The sequence below is a fragment of the Streptomyces sp. NPDC018031 genome (genome assembly GCF_044327625.1).
GTDB lineage: Bacteria > Actinomycetota > Actinomycetes > Streptomycetales > Streptomycetaceae > Streptomyces.
The window spans coordinates 1-3,565 of sequence record NZ_JBIRFT010000059.1 but is presented as its reverse complement, the minus strand read 5'-3'; the positions used below and the strand labels follow the sequence as shown (position 1 = coordinate 3,565).

Sequence of the window (3,565 nt, the reverse complement as noted above, 5' to 3'; positions counted from 1 at the left end):
GGCGGACGGTTCATCGAAATGGGCAAGACCGACATCCGCCACCCCCAACAGATCACCGAAACCCACCCCGGAGTCCACTACCGCGCCTACGACCTCGTTCGCGATGCCGGACCGGACCGGATCGCGCAGATGCTGCACACCCTCGCCGACCTCTTCACCCGCGGAACACTCCAACCACCGCCGGTCCAGGCATGGCCACTGGCCCACGCCCGGCAGGCCCTGCGCCACATGAGCCAGGCCCGACACACCGGCAAACTCGTCCTGGACATACCCCCCGCCCTCGACCCCCACGGCACCGTCCTGATCACCGGCGGCACCGGCACCCTCGGCGCCCTCACCGCCGAACACCTCGTCACCACCTGGCACGTCCGGCACCTGCTCCTACTCAGCCGCCGCGGCCCCGACGCCCCCGGCGCCACCGAACTCGCCGACCGGCTCCGCACCCTCGGCGCCACCGTCCACCTCACCGCCACCGACCTCACCGACCCCCACGCCCTCCATGACACCCTCGCCACCATCGACCCCGACCACCCCCTCACCGGCGTCATCCACACGGCCGGCATCGTCGAGGACGCCGTGCTCACCTCCCAGACCCCGGACGCCCTCCGCCGCGTCTGGGACGCCAAGGCCACCGGCGCGGCCCACCTCCACCAGGCCACCCGGGGCCTGCCGCTGGCGATGTTCGTGATCTTCTCCTCGGCGGCCGGCACCCTCGGCAGCCCCGGACAGGCCAACTACGCCGCCGCCAACGCCTACTGCGACGCCCTCGCCACCCGCCGCCGGCACGCCGGCCTGCCGGCCACCTCCATCGCCTGGGGACTGTGGGAAGCCACCAGCGGCATGACCGGCGGGCTCACCGCACTGGACCACGCGCGGATGCACCGGTCGGGGATGGCCCCGCTGTCCACCGAGCACGCGCTGGCACTGTTCGACGCGGCGCACGGGCTCGGCGCCACGGCGCTGCTCGCCGCCCGGCTCGACGTCGCGACGCTGTCCGCCCAGCCCGCCGGGGCGCTCCCGCCCATGGTCCGCTCGCTGGCCGGCACGGGCACCGGCACCGCGCCTGCCCGGCCGAGCGCGGCGGTGCCGGTGGCCGACCTGTCCGGCCGGCTGGCGTCGATGGGCCCCGGCGAGCAGCGGGCCCTGCTGGTCGAACTCGTCCGGACCCACGCGGCCACCGTGCTGGGGCACACCGACACCGGAACGGTGCCGGTGGACGCACCGTTCAAGGACCTGGGATTCGACTCGCTGACCGCGGTGGAACTGCGGAACCGGCTCACCATGGTGACCGGGCTGCGGCTGTCCGCCACCGCGGTGTTCCGCCACCCGACTCCGGCCGCCATGGCCGAGTACCTCCAGGGCGAGCTGTGCCCGGCGGTGGACGGCGCGGAGCAGCCCGGGCTACGGGAGCTGGAACGGCTGGAGGCGGCGGTGGCCGCCGGGAAGCCGGAGGGCGAGGCGGGCGACCAGCTCGTCAAGCGGCTGCAGAACCTGCTGTGGCGGCTCGGTGACGGTGCCGACGCGGTCGATCACACCGTGGACGGCGAGGCCCTGGAGACGGCGTCGGACGACGAGATGTTCGCCTTCATCGACCAGCAACTGGGGTCGTCCTGACGGGGAGTGACGGAGGAACCATGTCCACCGAAGAGAAGCTGCGCCAGTACCTCAAGCGGGTCACCCTCGACCTGGGCCAGGCCCGCCAGCGGTTGCGCGAGGTGGAGGAACGGCAGCAGGAGCCCATCGCCGTCGTCGCCATGGCCTGCCGCTTCCCCGGCGGCGCCACCTCACCCGAGGCGCTGTGGGACCTGGTCGCCTCGGGCACCGACGCCATCGGCCCGTTCCCCGCCAACCGCGGCTGGGACCTGGACCGCCTCTACCACCCCGACCCCGACCACCCCGGCACCAGCTACATCCGCGAGGGCGGCTTCCTGCACGACGCCGACCGGTTCGACGCCGCGTTCTTCAACATCAATCCCCGCGAGGCCCTCGCCATGGACCCCCAGCAGCGGCTGCTCCTGGAGGTCGCCTGGGAACTACTGGAACGCGCCCGCATCGACCCGACATCGCTCAAGGGCACCCCCACCGGCGTCTATGCGGGGGTGTCGAGCCAGGACTACCTGTCGCGGATCCCCCGGATTCCGGAGGGATTCGAGGGCTACACCGCCACCGGAGGGCTCACCAGCGTGGTCTCCGGCCGGGTTGCCTACACCCTGGGGCTGGAAGGCCCGGCCGTCACCCTGGACACGGCGTGCTCGTCGTCCCTGGTGGCGATCCACCTGGCCACCCGGGCGCTGCGGAACGGCGAGTGCGCGCTGGCCCTGGCCGGCGGCGTGACCGTGTTCACCGCACCCACGGCGTTCGTGGAGTTCTCCAAGCAGCGCGGGTTCGCGCCGGACGCCCGCTGCAAGGCGTTCGCCGCCTCGGCCGACGGTACCGGCTTCGCCGAGGGTGCCGGGCTGGTGCTGCTGGAACGGCTGTCCGACGCCCGCCGCAACGGACACCAGGTGCTGGCCGTGCTCCGCGGCTCCGCCGTCAACCAGGACGGCGCCAGCAACGGACTGGCCGCGCCCAACGACGCCGCACAGGAACGCGTCGTGCGGCAAGCACTGGCCGACGCCCGACTCACCGCCGACCAGGTGGACGCGGTCGAGGCGCACGGCACCGGGACCACGCTGGGTGACCCGATCGAGGCCGAGGCACTGCTGGCCACCTACGGACAGGACCGCCCGGCCGACCGCCCCCTCCGACTCGGCTCCATCAAATCCAACATCGGCCACACCCAAGCCGCCGCCGGAGTGGCAGGCGTGATCAAAATGGTCATGGCGCTGCGACACGGCACACTCCCCGCAAGCCTGCACATCGACGAACCCACCACCCACGTCGACTGGAACCGCGGCGCGGTACGCCTGCTCACCGAACCAGCCGACTGGCCCACCACCGACCACCCCCGCCGCGCCGCCGTCTCCGCCTTCGGCATCTCCGGCACCAACGCCCACCTCATCCTCGAAGAACCCCCCACCACCAGTGCCACCCCCACCACCCCCAACCCCGGTGCCGACACAACAGCCGACACCGACACCGACACCGATGCCGATGCCGATGCCGATGCCGACAGCGGCATTGGCATCTCCGGGTCCGGGTCCGGGTCCGGGTCCGAATCCGGGTCGGGGTCGGGGGTGGTGGGCGGGGTCGTGCCCTGGATACTGTCCGCTCGCTCAGCGGACGCCCTCGCCGCACAGGCCCGGCAACTCGCCCGAACCCTCACCCCCGATCACCACCCCACCGAAGTGGGCTGGTCACTGGCCACCACCCGCGCCACCTTCGACCACCGCGCCGTGATCACCGCCACCGAACCGACCCACACCCACGCCGCACTCCACGCCCTGGCCACCGGCACCGACCACCCCCACCTCACCCGCGGCACCACCCAGGACACCCCACACGGACCCGTCTTCGTCTTCCCCGGGCAAGGCTCGCAATGGCGCGGCATGGGCGTGGCCCTGCTGGACTCCCAACCGGTGTTCGCCGCCCGCATCGCCGAGTGCGAACAAGCCCTGACCCCTTA

General features: G+C 72.7%; 2 protein-coding genes. Both read left to right on the top strand.

Translation table 11 applies throughout. From position 1 onward, the window contains the following. Positions 1–1,614: SDR family NAD(P)-dependent oxidoreductase (locus tag ACH4B3_RS34195; RefSeq protein WP_398469683.1), on the top strand; the 1,614-nt coding region annotated here is incomplete at its 5' end. Between the two features lie 20 nt (positions 1,615–1,634). Next, positions 1,635–3,565, top strand: a 1,931-nt coding sequence (locus ACH4B3_RS34190; RefSeq protein WP_398469681.1) for a type I polyketide synthase, incomplete at its 3' end; no start/stop codon positions are given.